Source organism: Pseudomonas sp. AF32, from assembly GCF_022342325.2.
In the GTDB taxonomy this organism is placed as follows: Bacteria; Pseudomonadota; Gammaproteobacteria; order Pseudomonadales; family Pseudomonadaceae; genus Aquipseudomonas; species Aquipseudomonas uvaldensis.
In genome coordinates this window covers 48,829-68,480 of sequence record NZ_RQJK02000006.1, presented here as the reverse complement: position 1 = coordinate 68,480, position 19,652 = coordinate 48,829, and the positions used below count along the sequence as shown (strand labels likewise).

Genomic DNA, 19,652 nt, shown 5'->3' with positions numbered 1-19,652 from the left:
TGTGCGGTGTCCATTTTATCGCTCCCTGATATCAGATCAGTCCTTTGGCAGTGATCTTTCCCGAGTCGGTTTTCGGCAACGTATCCATGAATACCCACTGGGCAGGCACCATGTGCCAATCCAGCAATGCCTGGCAATGATCCAGCAGCATCTGCTCCGTTGTGTCCTGGCAGTCGGCTTCCAGTACGACGCAGGCCTTGGGGACGAAGCCGGCGGACTCGTCGGCAACGGGGACCACCACGACCTGAGCCACCGAAGGATGGGAGGCCAGGCATTGTTCGATTTCCCGAGGGTTCACTTTCCAGAGATGACGGGCAAACAGATCGTCTTTCCGGCAGACGTAATAGAGATAACCTTGCGCATCCCTTCGGAAGAAGTCGCCGGTACGGTAAAACCTGTCGCGACCGAAACTGTTGTATTTGAACGCCCTGGTTGTCTCTTCAGGCATCTTCCAATACTCCAGCATCAAATAGTCACTGCTCACCAGAAGTTCGCCGACGACATCCGGTTCTGTAATGGGCTCGTCCTGTTCATTAACAATCAAGGCGTGTACGCCTTTGAGTGGCTTTCCTACCGAACCCGGGCGCAGTGCAATGTCGGATGGCGGCAGATAACTGACTCGCTTGCACTCGGTAAGGCCGTAGTTGGAAAAGATATCGACATTGGGCAGTGCTTCTCTTATTTGTTGGATGTGCCGTGGGTAAAGCGGTTGGCCACTGCTGGATATATAACGAAGTGAAGGTAATTGTCCTTGCCAATGCTCGCCCATGCTTGCCAAGAGGAAAAATACCGGTGGAAAAACATGCAGGCCGGTCACGTTTTCTCGCTTGATGACTTCGAGTACATCGTCGGCACAATTTGCGGTTCGGCTTTCGATCACCGCAGTACCGCCAAAGAACAACGGCATCATGATGTTGTAGACGCCGTAATCGGAGGCCAGGGTGGAATAGCTGAGGATGACGTCACTGGCGGTATTGCCCAGGTAATCGATCACGCTGGTCGCGGCCGCAATCATGATGGGGTGATTCACCACCACGCCTTTGGGATTGAAGGTGGATCCGGAGGTGTAGAAGATTGAGGTCGGCAGGTGTTCGTCAATGTCGGGAAGGGCTCTTTCCAGGTCTTGCGGCGTCAGGGTGTCCAGGGCTTTCCCAAGGCTGGGCGCTTCTGCCGGAAGGTCTTGCGTTGCGCTGAAGACGAAGATCGTCTCCAGACTGGTCTGCGAGACCAGCGACTCTGGATCCTCATAGCGATCGGTGAATAACACCCGGGCATCGGTGTGCTTGAGTTGATAAAGCTGTTTGCTTCGGCTGTAGGTGGGGTGCGTCGCCGCCGTGATTGCACCGACTTTCAATACCGCCAGAAAAGTCGCGATCAAGTCCGCGCTGATACCGGAATACAAGGCCACACGGTCGCCACTTTTGACGCCGCACTTGATTAACAAGGCGGCGATCTGTGTCGCACGCTTGTGCAGGGCATCATACGGTGTGTGGACACCGTCGATGACCAGCGCTGATTTATCAGGCGTACGACGGGCATGGTTTTCAATGAATTGATGAAAAAGAGGCATCAGCGTTCCCTTGCGTTCACTGCCTAATGTTTCGGTTAGATTGTTAATTCACCGGAGCGATGACATCTATATGAGCGGGAAATGGGCGAAAAGGAAGGCGCGCCTGTGAAGGGCTGAGGGGCGTTTTAAGAAAGGATAGAGCGACATAAGCTTGATCTCCTTATTGTTTTTATTGCAATCCCTGGTGAAGCTAAGCTTGAAGTTGCCCTGATAGTTCCATCCTGAAGTTTGAGTGTCAAGCTGGCGGGTGCTGGCTGATGCAGGGTTTTTGTCACCGTGTCGTGACAAATTCAGCCATTTGAAGAGCGGTGTGGGTTTGCCAGCGTATTAATCTGCAAATAAGCAAAGATATTCTAAAGGTATGCATTCGTACAAAGCCTGAGCCTGCGCGCAGGCTGTTGGCTTATCAATTTTCCAATTGCCTCAGACGCTTGTATAACGTGTTGCGGCTGACCCCCAGCCGTCGCGCCAGATGGGAGATATTGCCGCCCACTGCTTGCAATTGCCTGTTCAGATCCTCCGCATCGTTCAGGTCCACCATCAGCGGCTCCGGTGCTTCCACCGGTTCCATTTCCAGGTCCACGAAGAAGTCATCCGGCAGGTGTTCCGGGCGGATGGGCTGTTCTTCGGCCATGGCAAGCGCCACTTGCAGCACGCTGCTGACCTGACGCAGGTTGCCCGGCCAGGGATGGCGCTCGAACAGTTCCAGGACTTCGCGGCTCAAGCCGGCCCATTGGCTCGGTTCGCGGTGATGTTCCCAGAGACGTTTGAACAGCGCCTGCTTGTCGCTGCGTTCGCGCAGGGGTGGCAGTTCCAGGGTCAGGCCGCCGATGCGGTAGTAAAGGTCTTCGCGGAAGCGCCCCAGTTGCACCTGTTCGCGCAGCGAGCGGTTGGTGGCGGAGATGATGCGGATGTCCACCGGGAACAGCTCGGCGCTGCCCACCGGCTGCACGCAGCGCTCTTGCAGTACCCGCAGCAGGCGGGCCTGGGTTGGCAGGGGCATGTCGCCGATTTCGTCGAGGAACAGCGTGCCGCGGTCGGCCTTGCGGATCAGGCCGATGCTGCCTTTCTGGTTGGCGCCGGTAAAGGCGCCTTTTTCGTAACCGAACAATTCCGATTCAACCAGCTCGGCGGGGATCGCCGCGCAGTTCACGGCAATGAACGGCTGTTTGCAGCGGGAACTGGCCTGGTGCAAGGCTTTGACGAACACTTCCTTGCCGACACCGGTCTCGCCGTGGATCAGCAGCGGGATGTCTTTCTCCAGCAAACGCTCGGCCTGGCGCACCGCTTTTTCCACGCGGCTGTCACCGAAGTGCAGGGTATCGAGGCTAATGGCGTTGCTGGCGGGGGGCGGCGCTGGCGCGGGTGTCGGCTCGGCAAACACGCGAGGCTTGATCGACAACTGGCTGGGGCGCTTGAGCATGCACTGGAAGCGGTTGCGTCCTGCTGCTTGCAACGAGAACGGCAAGCCATCGGGTTGGTTCAACAGGTCCAGTAACGAAACCTTGAACAGGCTTTCGATGCTGACCCGCGACAGGCTCAGGCCCAGCAGATTGTCGGCCCGGCGATTGGCGGACAATACCTGGCCGGTTTCATCGAAGATCAGCAGCCCGGCCCACTGGCTGTCGAGGTTGTTCAATCCGGTGTTGAAGGTCAGCTGGAAGTGTTCACCGCGAAACAGGTTGAGGATCAACCGGTTCTCCACGGTCTGGCTCATCATCTTGACCATGCCCAGGGTGTGGGAGGGCGGCAGGTAGCTGTCGCTGGAGACATCCAGTACGGCGATGACCTTGCGCTCGGCGTCGAAGATCGGGGCGGCGGAGCCGGTCATGAAGCGGTTGGCCTTGAGAAAATGTTCATCGTGCTCGATGTGTACGGCCTGTTCACAGGCCAGCGCCGTGCCGATGGCGTTGGTGCCGGTGCAGCGTTCCATCCAACTCGCCCCGGCGCTGAAACCGTGGGCCAGTTTCGGCTCGATGAAGCGCTGGGTCCCCCACGAGGTGAGCACCTGGCCCTGGTTGTCGGCCAGCATGATCAGGCAATTGGAGTTACTCAGGATGTTCTCGTAATACGGCAGGACTTCCTGGTGGGTGGTCTGCACCAGTGAGTGCTGGCTCTCCAGTAACTGGGCGACGCCTTCGGCGGGCAGCGGGTCGAAGGAGGGCACGCTCTGATGGTCAAGGCCAAAGGCGCGGCAACGGGACCAGGAGGCCTGGATGATGGCGTCATGGGACAAGGCTGGGGCAGGTGCGGCCATGGGGCACTCTCGCAGGAGCTGTTTTTATTGTTGGGGTGAGTCTCGCACATCCTCCTTGTGCAGGGGCAGGTCTGGGTGTGACTGAGTGCACATCTCCCCTGTGGGAGCGGGCTTGCTCGCGAAGGCGGTCTATCAGTCGACATTCATGCAGCTGATCCACCGCTTTCGCGAGCAAGCCCGCTCCCACAGGGGATCGCGCCTGGCCCGACTGTAGCATTCATTCAGTGTTGTTCAAATTTGTTCATTGTCAACAAGCTGACTGTTCACTTGTTCAGTTCTGGCTGTTCATTTTCGTTCACCAACGAACACATTTTTCTGACGGGATTCAGGTAAATCCACCTGTATCAATGACTTGCGATTTCTGGCACGGCTTTCGCTTTTAATCTCCAGTCGCTTGACTCCAAAAATAAAAAGGCCGAGCCATGTCATTAACGCTTGAGCACATCTGTCGCACCGTCGAGGGCCAGACCTGGATCGACGATGCCAACCTGAATTTCGAACCCGGATCCTTCAACGTTCTGTTGGGCCGTACGCTGTCCGGCAAGACCAGCCTGATGCGCCTGATGGCTGGCCTGGACAAGCCCGACAGCGGCCGCATCCTGATGAACGGCGTCGACGTGACCAACCGCCCGGTGCGCTTGCGCAATGTGTCGATGGTTTATCAGCAGTTCATCAACTACCCGACCATGACCGTGTTCGAAAACATCGCTTCGCCCCTGCGCCAGGCCGGTGTGTCCGATGAGGTGATCCAGGGCAAGGTGCTGGAAACCGCCAGAATGCTGCGCATCGAGAAATTCCTGAAGCGCCATCCGCTGGAGTTGTCCGGCGGCCAGCAGCAGCGTACCGCCATGGCCCGCGCGTTGGTCAAGGACGCCGAACTGATCCTGTTCGACGAGCCCTTGGTGAACCTGGACTACAAGCTGCGCGAAGAGCTTCGCCAGGAAATGCGCGAGCTGTTCCAGGCTCGCCACACCATCGCCGTCTACGCCACCACCGAGCCCAACGAAGCGTTGGCCCTGGGGGGCACGACCACGATTCTCCACGAGGGGCGGGTGATCCAGAGCGGCAAGTCGTCCTCGGTCTATCACCAACCACAAAGCGTACTGGCCGCCGAGCTGTTCTCCGAACCACCGATCAACCTCATGCCGGGTCGCATTGCCGGCAATGAAGTGAGCTTCGCCAATTTCGTGCACTTCCCGCTGAACGTCGACCTGCGTCCTGTGGGCGAGGGCGAGTTCCGCTTCGGCGTGCGCCCCAGCCACATTTCCCTGGTGCCGAGCAACGATGACGACCTGGAACTGGCGGTGACCGTCGAGGTGGCCGAGATCAGTGGTTCGGAAACCTTCCTGCACGTGCGCAACGAGCACTTCCTGTTGGTGCTGCACCTGCCCGGCGTGCACGAGTACGACGTGGACGCGCCGATCCGCATCTACATCCCGACCCACAAACTGTTTGTCTTCGACGCCCAGGGCAAGTTGGTCCAGGCTCCGGGCCAGCGTATTGCGAGGGTTGCCTGATGGCTGAAATACATTTGCAGAACCTCGCCCACAGCTACACCAGCACCCCGGCGGGCCCCGAGGATTACGCGATCCGTGAGATGAACCACGTCTGGGAGCAGGGCGGTGCCTATGCGCTGCTCGGCCCATCGGGTTGCGGTAAATCCACCTTGCTCAACATCATTTCCGGACTGCTCAGCCCCTCCGAGGGCCAGGTGAAATTCGACGGCAAGGTCGTCAACGACCTGAGCCCGGAGCGTCGCAACATCGCCCAGGTGTTCCAGTTCCCGGTGGTGTACGACACCATGACGGTGTTCGACAACCTGGCGTTCCCGCTGCGCAACCAAGGCATGGCCGAGCCGAAAGTCCACACCAAGGTGCAGGAAATCGCCGAGGTCCTCGACCTGCAGAACCTGCTGGACAAGAAGGCCCGCAACCTCACCGCCGACGAGAAACAGAAAGTCTCCATGGGCCGCGGGCTGGTGCGCGACGACGTGTCGGCGATCCTGTTCGATGAACCGTTGACGGTGATCGACCCGCACCTGAAATGGAAGCTGCGGCGCAAGCTCAAGCAGATCCACGAGCAGTTCAATATCACCATGGTCTACGTCACCCACGACCAGTTGGAGGCGTCCACCTTCGCCGACAAGATCGCGGTGATGTACGGCGGCCAGATCGTCCAGTTCGGCACGCCTCGGGAGCTGTTCGAGCGTCCCGGTCATACCTTTGTTGGCTACTTCATCGGCAGCCCGGGGATGAACCTGATCGACGTCACGGCGCAGCCCGGTGGCGTCGGCTTCGCATCGACCCACTTGCCGCTCTCCGACACCCTGCAGCAACGTGTTGCCGAGGCGCAAGGCAAGTCCCTGAAAGTCGGCATCCGCCCGGAATTCGTCCATGTCTGGGACGGCCCCTACGACGACGCCATGCGCGCCGAGGTGGTCCATGTCGAAGACCTCGGCACCTACAAGATCCTGACCCTCAACCTCGATGGCGCGCCGCTGAAAGTGCGCCTGGCCGAAGACAAGCCGGTGCCGGAAGGCACGGCGTACATCAGTTTCCCGGCCCAATGGCTGATGGTCTATGCCGATGAATACCTGCTGGAATCGTTGAGCGAGGTGCAGCCATGAACAAGGTGCAGAACAACAAGGCCTGGTGGCTGGTGTTGCCGGTATTCCTGCTGGTGGCGTTCAGCGCCGTGATCCCGATGATGACCGTGGTCAACTATTCGGTGCAGGACATCTTCGACCAGTCCAGCCGCTACTTCGTCGGCGCCGACTGGTACAAGCAGGTGCTGATGGATCCTCGGCTGCACGACTCGCTGCTGCGCCAGTTCATCTATTCGGCGTGCGTGCTGTTGATCGAAATTCCCCTGGGCATCGCCATCGCACTGACCATGCCGACCAAGGGCAAGTGGTCCTCGCTGGTGTTGATCATCCTGGCGATTCCGTTGCTGATCCCGTGGAACGTGGTCGGCACCATCTGGCAGATCTTCGGCCGGGCCGACATCGGTCTGCTGGGCTCCGCCCTCAATAACCTGGGCATCAACTATAACTATGCGGCCAACACCATGGACGCCTGGGTCACGGTGCTGGTGATGGACGTGTGGCACTGGACCTCGTTGGTGGCGCTGCTGTGCTATTCGGGGTTGCGAGCGATTCCGGACGTGTATTACCAGGCCGCACGGATCGACCGGGCATCCAACTGGGCGGTGTTCCGGCACATCCAGTTGCCGAAGATGAAGAGCGTGCTGCTGATCGCGGTGATGCTGCGCTTCATGGACAGCTTCATGATCTACACCGAGCCCTTCGTGCTGACCGGCGGCGGGCCGGGCAACGCCACCACGTTCCTCAGCCAGACCTTGACGCAAATGGCCATCGGCCAATTCGACCTGGGCCCGGCGGCGGCGTTTTCCCTGGTCTACTTCCTGATCATTCTGTTGGTGTCGTGGCTGTTCTATACCGCCATGACGCACTCCGACGCCAACCGTTGAGGCCCGCTCCATGAACAAGAGAAAGCTGATTGCGCTGCTGATCTACATCCTGTTCCTGCTGGTGCCCATCTACTGGCTGCTGAATATGTCGTTCAAGAGCAATACCGAGATCCTCGGCAGCCTGACCCTCTGGCCGCAGGACTTCACGTTCCACAACTACAAGGTGATCTTCACCGACCCGAGCTGGTACACCGGTTACCTGAACTCGCTCTACTACGTGAGCCTGAACACGGTGATCTCCCTGAGCGTGGCACTACCGGCCGCCTATGCGTTCTCGCGCTACCGGTTCCTGGGGGACAAGCACCTGTTTTTCTGGCTGCTCACCAACCGCATGGCGCCACCGGCGGTGTTTCTGTTGCCGTTCTTCCAGCTGTATTCGTCCATCGGCCTGTTCGACACCCACATTGCGGTGGCCCTGGCCCATTGCCTGTTCAACGTGCCGCTGGCGGTGTGGATCCTCGAAGGCTTCATGTCCGGGGTGCCGAAAGAAATTGACGAGACGGCCTACATTGACGGCTACAGTTTCCCCAAGTTCTTCGCCAAGATCTTCATTCCGTTGATCGGCTCCGGCATCGGCGTCACGGCGTTCTTCTGCTTCATGTTTTCCTGGGTCGAACTGTTGCTGGCCCGTACGCTGACTTCGGTGAATGCCAAGCCTATCGCGGCGGTGATGACCCGCACGGTGTCGGCCTCCGGTATCGACTGGGGCGTGTTGGCGGCGGCGGGGGTGTTGACCATTCTGCCGGGCATGCTGGTGATCTGGTTCGTTCGCAACCACGTGGCCAAGGGCTTTGCCCTGGGCCGGGTCTGAGGAGTTGATGATGGAATGGATGAACTGGACCGTCCCCACGGCGGCCTTCTTTGGTGTCATTGCCTTGCTGCTGGCAGGCATGACCACGTGGGAAATGCGTTCGCCGAGTGTACCCCGGCGTGGTTTCCTGCCGATTGCCACCACCCGCGGCGATCGGTTGTTTATCGGTCTTCTCGGTAGCGCCTACCTGCACCTGATGGTGATCGGCGCGACCGACTGGAGCATCTGGATAGCGTTCGCGTTGTCTTTGGTGTGGCTGTTGGCAGTGATGCGGTGGGGCTGAAGTGGCTCTTAAACCCAAACAGGAGGTCTCTATGTTCGATAAAAACAATAAGCTGCGACATAGCGTTTCATTGGCAGCCATGCTGGCACTCAGCGGGCTGAGTGCTGCGGCCTGGGCCGACGCCTATGAAGACGCCGCAAAAAAATGGATCGGCAGCGAATTCAAGCCGTCAACCCTGACAGCCGAGCAACAACTTGAAGAGCTCAAGTGGTTCATCAAGGCGTCCGAGCCGTTTCGTGGCATGAAGATCAACGTGGTGTCGGAAACCATCGCCACCCACGAGTATGAATCCAAGGTGCTGGCCAAGGCCTTCAGCGAGATCACCGGGATCCAGCTGACCCACGACCTGCTTCAGGAAGGCGACGTGGTGGAGAAGCTGCAGACCCAGATGCAGTCGGACAAAAACATCTACGACGGCTGGGTCAACGACTCGGACCTGATCGGTACGCACTTTCGCTACGGCAAGACCGAAGCGATCACCGACATGATGGCCAACGAAGGCAAGAACTTCACCTCGCCGACCCTGGACCTCAAGGATTTCATCGGCACCTCGTTCACCACCGCGCCGGACGGCAAGCTCTATCAACTGCCCGACCAGCAGTTCGCCAACCTGTACTGGTTCCGCGCCGACTGGTTCGAGCGGCCGGACCTGAAAGCCAAGTTCAAGCAAATATACGGCTACGAGCTGGGCGTACCGGTGAACTGGTCGGCTTATGAAGACATTGCCAAGTTCTTCTCCGAAGACGTCAAGGAAATCGACGGCAAGCGTGTCTACGGCCACATGGACTACGGCAAGAAAGACCCGTCCCTGGGCTGGCGCTTCACCGATGCCTGGTTCTCCATGGCCGGTGGCGGCGACAAGGGCTTGCCCAACGGCTTGCCGGTGGACGAGTGGGGCATCCGCGTCGAAGACTGCCATCCGGTCGGCTCCAGCGTGACCCGCGGCGGCGACACCAACGGCCCGGCGGCCGTGTTCGCGACGACCAAGTACGTGGACTGGATGAAGAAATACGCACCACCGGAAGCGGCGGGCATGACCTTCTCCGAATCCGGCCCGGTGCCGTCCCAAGGCAACATCGCCCAGCAGATTTTCTGGTACACGGCGTTCACCGCCGACATGACCAAGCCGGGCCTGCCGGTGATGAATGCCGATGGCACGCCGAAATGGCGCATGGCACCTTCGCCGCGCGGTCCGTACTGGGAAGAGGGCATGAAGCTGGGGTATCAGGACGTGGGTTCGTGGACCTTCATGAAGTCCACGCCTGAGAAGCAGCGTCTTGCCGCCTGGCTGTATGCGCAGTTCGTGACTTCGAAAACCGTGTCGCTGAAGAAAACCATCGTCGGTCTGACGCCGATTCGTGAGTCGGACATCAACTCCCAGGCGATGACCGATCTGGCGCCGAAACTGGGTGGCCTTGTGGAGTTCTACCGCAGCCCGGCCCGTGTGCAGTGGACCCCGACCGGGACCAACGTGCCGGATTATCCGCGTCTGGCGCAACTGTGGTGGAGCCACATCGCCGAAGCGGCCAGTGGCGAGAAGACTCCGCAGCAGGCACTCGACGGTCTGGCCAAGGATCAGGACGCAATCATGACCCGTCTGGAACGCTCCAAGGCCCAAGCCACCTGCGCCCCGAAAATGAACCCCGAGCGCGACGCGCAATACTGGTTCGACCAGCCGGGCGCACCGAAGCCGAAACTGGCGAACGAGAAGCCAAAAGGCGAAACGGTGAGCTACAGCGAACTGCTGAAGTCCTGGGAGGCAGCCCGCAAGTAAACCTCTGACAGCGAAATACGAACGGCACCGAAAGGTGCCGTTTTTTTTGTCCAGCGAGACGTGCGGCTGGCGAGAACCCTATGGGAGCGAGCCTGCTCGCGATGACGGCGGCACATTCAACATCCATGCAAGCAGACCCACCGCCATCGCGAGCAGGCTCGCTCCCACAGTTGATTTGGCGGGGATTTGAGACTCGCGGCTGGCGCGGGCACTGTGGGAGCGAACTAGCCAGCCTTGGCTGAGGTCGCTCGGGGTTGTGCCGCCACGGGCGCCGGTTTGGCGATCATCAGCGCATCGAGTGCCTGGCGATAGTTTCGGCCCGCCAGGCTCATGCTGTTGTTGTGGGTTGCGCCCGGCACCATCAGCAGGCGCTTGGGCTCTCGGGCGGCCTTGAACAGTTGCTCGCTGAAGCGCGGTGGCACGTACCGGTCGGCCGCGCCGTGGACGACCAGTAAAGGCATGTTGATCTCGGGAATCTTGTCGATGGAGTCGAACTTCTGCGACAGCAACCAGCGTACCGGCAAGGAGGTGTCCGCCATGGCGGTTGCCACATCGCCCAGCGAGGTGAACGTGGATTCGATGATCAAGCCCCGAGCCGGCACGACACGGCCTTCCCTGACGGCTTTTTGTCCCAACTCGGCGGCAAGATCCACCGCGATGGCACCACCCAATGAGTGACCGTAGATCAACCGCAGCGCCGGGTCCGGTTGCAACACTTCAAGGCGTTCCCAGGCGATCCGCGCATCTTCGTAGACGCTGGCCTCCGAGGGTAGATCGCCATGACTCTTGCCAAAGCCCCGGTAATCGATGGCCAGCACGGAAAAGCCCATCGCGTTCAACTGCTGGATCCGAAACAACTGCCCGGTCAGGTTCCAGCGCACCCCGTGCAGATACAGAATCGCTGGCGCGTTCTTGCGTGTGGCCGGCCACCACCATCCATGGATGTTTTCCCCGGCCTTGAAATGCTTCGGTTTGAGATCGAACTCTTGCAGGTCGTTGGGAATGCCGCTGAACCAGGTCGCGGTTCCCGGTTCGATGCGAAACACCAGCTCGCGTTCCTTGTGCTGCAGCACCGCACAGCCCACCGGCAACCCGACCACCATCGCCGCCATGAACGAAAATGCCAGCCAGCGCCGTTTAAGAGCAGAAAAGGAAAATAAAGACATCGACGCGATTCGCTACCGGGAACAGAAGATGCGTTTTAGCAGATTCTTCCACTGAATGGAGGGTCTTTTGGCTCAGAGGTCGTGGCCGTTCAATCCAATCGAACTCCTGCGTCGCGCGCCCACTCGAAAACTCAGCACCCACAGACAGCGAGGGCAACTCCATGACGATTCAACATTCGGATAAAGAGGCGGGGGCCATGCCGGCCAAGGATGCGAGCGGTGAGCCGGTCGCGGTGGTGGAGCGCGATATCCGCCGGCCAGATCCGGACACTGACAAGGTCGATAAGGTGATTACCCCGACGTCGATCAAGAGCCACGAGCAGGACGCTGAAAAACTGCAAGACAAGGTCACGGACGTAGAGAAAAAGCTCGACCGATAACAAGGTCTGTCATTTTAAGGTGCTGAAAAACGACGCAGCCTGATGATTCGGGGTAGGTGTGGACCGGGTACGTCAATGGCAAGAACGCGATGCTTGGGATGACCTTGTGAGGCGGATGTAAATCCCTGCCCCGCAAGGCCGATGCTTTTAAGTGCAGGTGTCACTACGCATCCTCGAGCTGAACCAGTTCGAATGCCCGTTCAGTTCTGCCATATCCTACCTTGGGTACCCCGGCCAGACGCTGATGCAGCACTTGGGTCAATGAGCAGCCAGGGGGCAGGTAGCTATCGCCGAAGTCCCCATCCAGTTGAGTCGGATGAGTGATCACTTCCAACAACCCGTGTTCCGGTGCCGCGGTGTGCTGCAAGTCAGCTGGCGTGCAGACGTAGTCAGCCGTCGCTGCGCATAAACGACGCAGGCGGCGGTTGAGTAAAGTCTTGAAGATACGCTTGGCTATATTCAGGTTCGCTCCAACGTTGCGCGCCAGGCGAATCGACACACCTTGCCGCGCAGCGAAGCGCGCCACCAATTCGCCGATGGGCCAGATGTTGTGCACGTGCTGATGGGAGTCCAGGTGGCTTGGACGCAAGCCGTGATCCAGGCAGCGCTGCCATTGCGCCTGAAGTTCGCCCTCGATTGCCGCGAGGTCTTTTGAGCCCAGGCGCAGGCAGTAGCGGGACAGGCTGAAGTCGAACTGGCCGTGCGCATTGCAAAATGCCCGCCGAGATTTTATGGCCTCGCTCAGCGGCCACCCATGGCTGAGATTGAAGTGCAGGCCGATGTGTCCTTTGAGCCGGGGCTGTCGGGACATGACACAGGCCTGTTCGAAGCCTGGCGTATTGGCCATTACGGTAGCGGAACTGATCAGACCTGCCTGGAAGGCTCGAACGATTATCGCGTTTTCACTGGCGCATAGTCCGAAGTCGTCAGCGTTGACGATCACTTGGCGGGGCATGGGGAATCTCCTTTTCCTTGGGAATGGAAGGTGAAGCTGTCGCTTTGGTTTTTTTTGATGAGCGTTTACGAAGCCAGGGTTTCAGACTTTTCCAGAGACGCAAGGCCAGCCCGAGGATCAGGCCATCGGGTTGCCAGGAATAAAAACTCCAACGCCAATGCTCCAGTTGTCCGGTCATGCGTTCGTGCAGTTGATGGCTGGAGTTATCGAGGCTGACCCGTGAGGCATCGATCCACCGCCAGTTTTCCTCCAGCCCCCAGCGGATCCATTCTTCAAGCAATACCCGGCCACTGCCCAAGTCCGAGTACTGTGGCAGAAACGCCAGGTTGTAATCGTAAAGCCGGCCTTGATCCAACAGACCGAGGCGATAGCTGATGCACTCGCCGTTCAGCTCCAGCATCACCACCCGCACCAGGCCCTGGGCGGCGAGGGCGGTAAAGGCATGATTCATCCATTGCCGACCCATGGCGTCGGCGAAGATGCCGACACCTTCCTCGCCTTTCCAGCTGGCCGCCTCGACACTGGCAATTGCCCGCAACACCTGCCCCATGCTGATGGCATCCGGTGTCACTCGACGGATTTGGGCACCGCAAGCGGCGATCCGCTTGCGCGCCCGGCGCAACTTGTAGCGTGGATCACCGGAGATTTCCTGATGATCACTGTCGCTGATCAGGTGCACCGGAACCCGGCAACTGAGCCGCCGCTCCCCGGTGGAACTCAGCGCCATCCAGGCACTGAGGACGCTTTGTTCGCCGACCGGCTCGATCACTTCGTTGAGCTGCAGCAACGCGTGAGGCAAGTGCTGACGGATCTGCATCAGCGCCTGGCCCATGCCCTCGGCGTCCAGGCGCACCAGCACCGCAATGCGGTCAGCCAATGGGTATCCCAAATGATGCAACACCCGGAACCGCAGCCCGCCGATACGCTCAAGCCCCGATATCAGGGGCAGGCAAAGGCATAAGGTCTGATCCTGCCAGCCCAGCAGCACATGCAGTTGCTGCTCGGGCGACAAGGCGAATTCCGCCGCTTGCAGCCAGGCCAGGGTATTGAACGGTGTGGCGTCAGCCACCTGGGTTCGCAGCTGTTCATAAGCTGTCGTGGGGAAATCCTCTGCGCCCAGGGAGCGACACCATTGGAACCGGATCGCCATGGACGTCAGGCCGTCGCAGTGGATGCAACCGGCTTGGCCGGTTTACGAAAAGAGTCCAGGACCGAGCCGGTGTAGAACGTGTCACGGAAAAACCGCCAGCGGCCGAACAGACAATGCATATGAGTGATCTGGCCGCGCTCCCGATAGTCCATGCGCAGGTGCAGCTTGGCGGCGGGAACGTTGCTCAGTTCGAAGACGTCGACCACTTTGTTGCAACCCTGCTCGGCCATGGCTTTCCACAGATCCAGTTGGATATCCACCGATAGTCGGGTCCCCCAGTAAGCGCGGTACAGCTCACCGCCGAACTCGAAGAACTCGCCCGGTTTGACCGGGAACCAGCAGCGAAAGAAGTGGCGGTCGAAGTAGTCCCGTGTACTGCCCCAGATGAAAGCGACTGTGTCGCCCTTGTCGTCCAGGTACATGAGTCCGGTGTGGCCTTCGGCGGCCAGTTCACGCATGGTCTCGACACGGTCGCCAAAGTACGTGGCGAAGGCATCGGCATTACCGGTGGTAATGGTTTCCCGGCGCAACGGCGTATAGGGCCTGAGGTTGTTGGGCCGTATCGGGCTGACCAGATCACGTTCCATCCACACCAGTTGTTCGTGGAAATACACGTAATGCCTGCACAGCTGATTCAGAACGGCGCGCAAACCTTTTGTCCGAATGCGATCACGCAATTTTTGCAGAATGTTCATGGTGCCTCCTGGCGAGGGGCCGGTTTGGGTAAATCCCATCGCGAGCTTTCTCGCGATGGGGGGAGCGCAATGGGCATCAGGCCGGCGCAGTCGATGCAAGCGGTGGGGCCGGTTTACGAAAGGCGTTCAGTGCCGAGCCGCGGTAGAGCGTGTCGCGGAAAAAACGCCAGCGACCGAACAGGCGATACACGTGGGTGATCTTGCCGCGCTCCTGGAAGCCCATGCGCAGGTGCATCTTGATGGCCGGGATGTTTTGCAAGTCGCAGACATCGACCATCGTTTGGCAACCTTTGCCTGCCATGACTTTCCATACCTCCAACTGCATGTCCGCCGACATACTGGAACCCCAGTAGGCGCGGATCATCTCGCCACCGAACTGAAAGTACTCGCCAGGCTTGATCGGAAAGTTGCAACGATAGAAATGGCGGTCGAAATAGTCGTGCGTGCTGGCCCAGGCGAAACCCACGGTGTCACCCTGAGCATCCAGGTACATCAAGCCGGTGTAGCCTTCGGCCGCCAGCTCGCGCATGGTTTCGACACGGTCGCCGAAGTGCCGGGCAAAGGCATCGGCATTGCTGACCGTGATGAACTCCAGGCGCATGGGTGGGTAGGGCTTGAGGTTATGCGCAGGAAGCGGGGTCCGCACATCGTGCTCCAGCCACACCAGCCGAGTGTGGAAATACACGTAGTGCTTGATCAGTTGTTTAAAGACTGCGCGCAGGCCCTTTTGCTGAACGTGACGACGACATTTCTGTAGAACGCTCATGGTGCCTCCTGATGGATGGCCGGTGGTGGGGGAGCGGAAGCAGTCCAGCCCAGGGCGAACAGGGTTTCTCCTGGCAGGAGAAACCGGACCTGCTCGGCCTCGCAATTGAACGGGGCGCTGCGGATATGACTATCGGGCCCGAAATACGCCAGTTCTGCTTGAGCCTGGGAACAGGCAACGCCGTCCAGGCTGACCTGATGGGCGCGTGTGCTTTTGTTCACGCCCAGCAGGCTGCGTTGCTTCCCTGTGGCCATGGCCAGGGCGTCGACTTCGAAGGCGTCGTTATCCAGGCGTAGCACCTGATCGAGCCAGTGCAGCTGAATGAACTGCTGGGCCAGCCCCACGGGCTTGAGTTCGAAGCGCTGGTTGTCCAGCACCCGCACCATGCCTTTGGGGTACTCAGGTTCATCAGCGAGCATGAACCAGTTGAGCATGTCCAGCCAGCCGTCGGCCGAGGCGTTGATGACCACGGATGTCCACCACAGGGCGGCGTAATGGGTTTCCTGGTCATAAGGGCTCAGGCTCGAACCGCTGGACATGTTGGTCTGGTCCAACAGCAAGGCTTTGCGCGGGCGCCCCTGGCTATCCAATCCCACCAGACGGGCAGCCTGGCGAACGCTGTTGCGATAGGCCCGCGTCGCCAGCAGGTCGCGGATCATCCATTCGTGCCAGGCCAGGGCATCTATCTGGTCGCCGTACTTATCCAGCAAGCGTCGCGCCCAGTCGAGGCCACGCTTGTCGGCAGCGTTCTCGGCCAGCGGACCGTTGGTGAAGCGTGAGCTGGCCGGTATGGCGATGCGAACACCGGCGCGTGCGTTGGCGGGGTCGGCGCGGACCTGAGCCGCCATGCTCTGGAAAACTTGCTGGAAGCTGGCGAAGTCTGGGTAGTTGAGGTTCGGCTCATCGGCAAAGCTGAGGTAATGGAGGCCTTTGCCGTCCAAAGCGCGGGTTGCGGTGAGCCAGGCTTGCAAGCCGCTCTGACTGGTCCGGTCGGCCTGCAGGTCGGCCCGACGTTGGCTGCCGGCCAGCAAGGTGATGTCCCGGTGTATGCCGAAGCGATCCTGATACAGGCGCCGGAATGCGTCTTCATGACTGGCCTTGGCCGCCATGACATCGACCAGGCTGTAGAAGCTGGCCGCTTGGGGTTTGATTGCATCGAGCAACGGGTAGCTGGACGGCGGCGGCAACACGTAGGGCAAGTACATGCCCAGCTTGGGGGTTGGGCCGAGCGCTTCAGGGTGCAGCATCAGGTGGGTCTGCCCGGGATTCTGGCGCAGCGGCTGCAAGTGCGTCGGATTCTGGGCGAACAGGTTGGCGGTGCCATCCAGCCAGAACGCAGCCTTGCCATTGCCCTGTAGGTGCAGGCGCCAGACCTGTTCTACGTCGGCAACCGGCAGGGCCATCTGGTCGAACTGCCAATAGGCACGGTACGGTTTGAGGTTCAGTTGCAGCTGCTTGCCGTCTGCGACGCGCCGGGCTTGCAGCCTACGAACGCCCCCGTGGAACTTGCCTGCCAGAACTGCCTGCTCGCCGGCTGCAATCTTGAAATACAGCTCGTCGCCATCGTGGGTTTCGGCGCTGAAATGCACCTTGGCCGGGGCGAACAAGGCCTGTGTGCGCCCATCGAGCTCAACGTTATAACGGCGGAAACTGTAGCCAGGGATTTCCAATCGATAACTGGCGGTGCCCGGCAGCAACGGCCACTGTTGCTCGCCACGCTCCTGAGCCGCTTCGATCAGACGCTCGCCCGCCAGGCGGCCCTGGCCGTCCAGCAGGTACAGACGTTCTTCGTTGGCGTCGGCCTGCCACGCCGGTACCCAGCGGACGGTGACCTGGGTGGGGCGGCCGGTTTGCAAATAGAGGCTACCGTCGCGGATACCGGTCCACTCCATGGATCCCCCCTGGGCCGATAGCGCCATGGCCCAGAGGCCAATCGTCCACCACCACCGCGCCGCCCCCATCGCGAGCAAACCCGCTCCCACGGGGCAGTCACCGGCTCCTGTGGGAGCGAGCCTGCTCGCGATGGCGGACTGGCAGGCAACGAAGAATTTCATGCCGATTTCCCCATCAGCATCTGCCGCATCGGCAGCAAATCGCTGGGCAGGATGAGCAGTGTCTGCCACAGCGCCACCCCGCTGAGGCGGCAGTACATCGCCAGCAGGGCCAGGGTCACGCCCAGGTAGGCGATTGACGACGCCGCCGCCGCGCCGACGATGCCATAGCGCGGAATCAGTACCACATTCAGCGCCAGGTTCAACACCGCGCCCAACCCCATCAGCAGCGAAACCGTGCCAGGTCGGTTCTTGCCCAGCAGGTCCAGGCGCAGGATGCTCGCATAGCACAGCCCGAACAGCCCCGGCAGCAATGCCAGCAAGGCAGGATAAGCCGGTTGATAAGCGACGCCGAACAGGGTGACGATCAACCATTGGCCAATCAATGCCATGCCCAGGCAGGCGCCGAGCATGACGGTGGCGGTCAGGCGCAGGGCGAAGGGGGTCAGGCGCTGCATGTCGGTGTCTTGCTGCAACAGGCGTTTCATCAGTGGCGTGGTGACCGCTTCGGGTACGATCAACAACAGTTCGGCAGCGGCGCTGGCCATCGCGTAATGCCCCAGGGCCGTGCTGCCCAGCAGGGCGCCGATGAACAGGAAATCCGAGCGCAACACCACCTGCTGGAACAGCAGATCCGGGTGGCTGCGGGCGCCGTAGCGCAACAGTTCCTTCTGGCTGGCGCGGTCCCATTGCAACGACACATCGTGATCCCGTCGCAGCCACACCCAGCCGGCCAGCACCACCAGGCCCAGACCCGTCAGCCAACTGATCAGGGCTGCTTCCAGGGCCGCGTCCTGCCACATCCAGAACAACATCAGGAACAGCACCAGCGGCGCCAGGGATTCCGTCAGGCGCAGGGCATTGAAGGCACCCAGGCCACCGGATGCGTTGTGCAACGTCAGCAAGCCGCTTTTCAGGACGGTCAACGGCACGGCCAGCAACAGCAACCATGCCAGCAGCCCCAACTGCGTGGTGATGTCCAGTTCGCCGCCGAATTCGCGCACCGTGGCCACCACCAGCAATGTCAGTAACCCGGCCAGCAGACAACCGAAGACCAGCACCTGACTGAGCAGCAGCCCTATTGAGCGATGCTGGGCCGCCTGATAGCCCACGGCGGAATTCAAGCCACCGCTGGTGATTGCGCTGATCAGGTCCGGCAGGGTACTGAGCAGGGCGAACAGCCCGCGTTCGCTGGGCCCCAGGATCCGGGCCAACAACACGTTGCGCAGCAGGCGCAGGCCGATCATCGCCAGGCGCGTGCCCATGCTCAGCGCCAGATGCTTGAGGTAATGGCCGCGACTCATGAGCGAGCCCCTCGACGGATACGCCAGGCCAGCAGTTCGGGATGATGAGCGTTGCGCTGACTGACGCCAAAGCGCGGCAGATTCAACGGATCGCCATCGTGGCGATACAGCCCGGTCTCGGTGCCCAGGCCGAATGCAAAGCCGTGGGCCGCCACCTGCCGGCGCACTCGCTCATCGTTATCGCCATTGGGGTAGCAGTACACCGGCAATGGCTGGGCACAGCCGTTTTCCAGGGCTATGCGGCTACGGCTCAGTTCTTCGTGCAGGCGCTGGTCGTCCAGTCCGGTGAGGATCGCGTGGCTGGCGCCATGGGGCCCGAAGCGGATCAGGCCGGAGTCTTCGAGCATGCGCACCTGCGTCCAGTCCAGGGCCTGGGGCAGGGCCCCCTGCGGGCAGGCCTGGGTAAGGGCATCCAGCTCTCGTGGGGCGAGGGTCTTCAGGCTTTGCAGGTAGTGCATGAGCGACAGGCTGCGGCGTTCGTCATTCAGGTCATCGAGCATCACCGGCAAGGGCCGGCCGACGTGTTGCAGGTGTTCGATCAGCACATGCCGCGCCACTTGCCCATGACTGCCCCACAGGGTTTCGCCGATGCTTTCCCACCAGAAGTGCTGGCGGCTGCCGATGAAATCGGTGGACAGGAAAATGCTCGCCGGCACCTGATACTGACGCAGCAGGGGAAAGGCGTTCATGGCGTTGTCGCGCCAGCCATCGTCGAAGGTCAGGGCGACCCGTGGACGGTCCGGTACGCTGGCGGGATCGGCCAGCAGCAGCGTCATCAGCGGCACGCAATCGAAATACCGTTGCAACCAGATCAGCAGGTGTTCGAAGGCTTCCGGTCCCACGCACAGTTCATTGCGATGGGGCAGTTCGGCGGCGCGATCATTGCTCAACACGCGGTGCAGCATCAGGATCACGCCGGCGCCCCGCAGCGGGCCGCGCCCCAGGGACGTGTTCAGGTACAGCCAGCCGCCGGTGCGCTTGAAGACTTGTTTGATCGACAT

The 19,652-nt window shown here is 60.4% G+C and carries 17 protein-coding genes; 7 read left to right on the top strand and 10 right to left on the bottom strand.

Annotated elements, in window-relative coordinates; translation table 11 throughout:
* Window positions 1–31 precede the first annotated feature (31 nt).
* Window positions 32–1,570, bottom strand: a complete 1,539-nt coding sequence (locus EGM97_RS07750) for a class I adenylate-forming enzyme family protein (protein WP_238965108.1) — start codon at window positions 1,568–1,570, stop codon at window positions 32–34.
* Window positions 1,571–1,976: 406 nt separating this feature from the next.
* Window positions 1,977–3,827, bottom strand: a complete 1,851-nt coding sequence (locus EGM97_RS07745; protein ID WP_238965107.1) for a sigma-54-dependent Fis family transcriptional regulator — start codon at window positions 3,825–3,827, stop codon at window positions 1,977–1,979.
* 422 nt (window positions 3,828–4,249) lie between these two features.
* On the opposite strand from EGM97_RS07745, the gene EGM97_RS07740 reads away from it, so the two are divergent.
* Genes EGM97_RS07740 through EGM97_RS07715 form a run of 6 tightly spaced genes read left to right on the top strand, consistent with a single transcriptional unit; the run spans window position 4,250 to window position 10,184 of the window.
* On the top strand, window positions 4,250–5,344 hold the full coding sequence (locus tag EGM97_RS07740; protein WP_238965106.1) for an ABC transporter ATP-binding protein: 1,095 nt from the start codon (window positions 4,250–4,252) through the stop codon (window positions 5,342–5,344).
* The gene (locus EGM97_RS07735) at window positions 5,344–6,453 is read left to right on the top strand and encodes an ABC transporter ATP-binding protein (protein WP_238965105.1); all 1,110 of its coding nucleotides are present in this window, start codon (window positions 5,344–5,346) and stop codon (window positions 6,451–6,453) included. Before EGM97_RS07740 ends, EGM97_RS07735 begins: the two co-directional genes overlap by 1 nt.
* Window positions 6,450–7,316 carry a carbohydrate ABC transporter permease gene (locus EGM97_RS07730; RefSeq protein WP_053158456.1) on the top strand — a complete coding sequence of 289 codons (867 nt, stop codon included), beginning with the start codon at window positions 6,450–6,452 and terminating at the stop codon, window positions 7,314–7,316. The genes EGM97_RS07735 and EGM97_RS07730 overlap by 4 nt, the downstream gene beginning before the upstream one ends.
* A gap of 10 nt (window positions 7,317–7,326) precedes the next feature.
* Window positions 7,327–8,127: a carbohydrate ABC transporter permease gene (locus EGM97_RS07725; protein WP_053158453.1), complete on the top strand. Its 801-nt coding sequence runs from the start codon at window positions 7,327–7,329 to the stop codon at window positions 8,125–8,127.
* Between the two features lie 10 nt (window positions 8,128–8,137).
* Entirely contained in the window at window positions 8,138–8,410 is a 273-nt protein-coding gene (locus EGM97_RS07720; RefSeq protein WP_053158450.1) for a DUF2160 domain-containing protein, read from the top strand.
* A 31-nt stretch (window positions 8,411–8,441) separates the two neighbouring features.
* Window positions 8,442–10,184 (top strand): ABC transporter substrate-binding protein, encoded by a 1,743-nt coding sequence (locus EGM97_RS07715; RefSeq protein WP_238965104.1) that lies wholly within the window; start codon window positions 8,442–8,444, stop codon window positions 10,182–10,184.
* 224 nt (window positions 10,185–10,408) lie between these two features.
* On the opposite strand, the gene EGM97_RS07710 is transcribed toward EGM97_RS07715, so the two are convergent.
* Window positions 10,409–11,350: an alpha/beta hydrolase gene (locus tag EGM97_RS07710; protein WP_238965103.1), complete on the bottom strand. Its 942-nt coding sequence runs from the start codon at window positions 11,348–11,350 to the stop codon at window positions 10,409–10,411.
* Window positions 11,351–11,511: 161 nt separating this feature from the next.
* On the opposite strand from EGM97_RS07710, the gene EGM97_RS07705 reads away from it, so the two are divergent.
* The gene (locus EGM97_RS07705) at window positions 11,512–11,730 is read left to right on the top strand and encodes a hypothetical protein (RefSeq protein ID WP_238965102.1); all 219 of its coding nucleotides are present in this window, start codon (window positions 11,512–11,514) and stop codon (window positions 11,728–11,730) included.
* A 163-nt stretch (window positions 11,731–11,893) separates the two neighbouring features.
* Here EGM97_RS07705 and EGM97_RS07700 read toward each other — a convergent pair whose 3' ends face one another.
* From EGM97_RS07700 to EGM97_RS07670, 7 genes are all read right to left on the bottom strand, one after another.
* Window positions 11,894–12,685 (bottom strand): carbohydrate deacetylase, encoded by a 792-nt coding sequence (locus EGM97_RS07700; RefSeq protein WP_238965101.1) that lies wholly within the window; start codon window positions 12,683–12,685, stop codon window positions 11,894–11,896.
* The gene (locus tag EGM97_RS07695) at window positions 12,657–13,835 is read right to left on the bottom strand and encodes a GNAT family N-acetyltransferase (protein WP_238965100.1); all 1,179 of its coding nucleotides are present in this window, start codon (window positions 13,833–13,835) and stop codon (window positions 12,657–12,659) included. Before EGM97_RS07695 ends, EGM97_RS07700 begins: the two co-directional genes overlap by 29 nt.
* Window positions 13,836–13,840: 5 nt before the next feature.
* On the bottom strand, window positions 13,841–14,530 hold the full coding sequence (locus tag EGM97_RS07690; RefSeq protein ID WP_238965099.1) for an N-acetyltransferase: 690 nt from the start codon (window positions 14,528–14,530) through the stop codon (window positions 13,841–13,843).
* Between the two features lie 76 nt (window positions 14,531–14,606).
* Entirely contained in the window at window positions 14,607–15,296 is a 690-nt protein-coding gene (locus EGM97_RS07685; protein WP_238965098.1) for a GNAT family N-acetyltransferase, read from the bottom strand.
* Entirely contained in the window at window positions 15,293–17,257 is a 1,965-nt protein-coding gene (locus EGM97_RS07680) for a hypothetical protein (RefSeq protein ID WP_238965237.1), read from the bottom strand. Before EGM97_RS07680 ends, EGM97_RS07685 begins: the two co-directional genes overlap by 4 nt.
* A gap of 89 nt (window positions 17,258–17,346) precedes the next feature.
* A complete protein-coding gene (locus EGM97_RS07675; RefSeq protein WP_238965097.1) occupies window positions 17,347–18,651 on the bottom strand; it encodes an oligosaccharide flippase family protein in 1,305 nt (434 codons plus the stop codon).
* Window positions 18,648–19,652, bottom strand: coding sequence for a polysaccharide deacetylase family protein (locus EGM97_RS07670; RefSeq protein ID WP_238965096.1), 1,005 nt, complete (start codon window positions 19,650–19,652; stop codon window positions 18,648–18,650). Before EGM97_RS07670 ends, EGM97_RS07675 begins: the two co-directional genes overlap by 4 nt.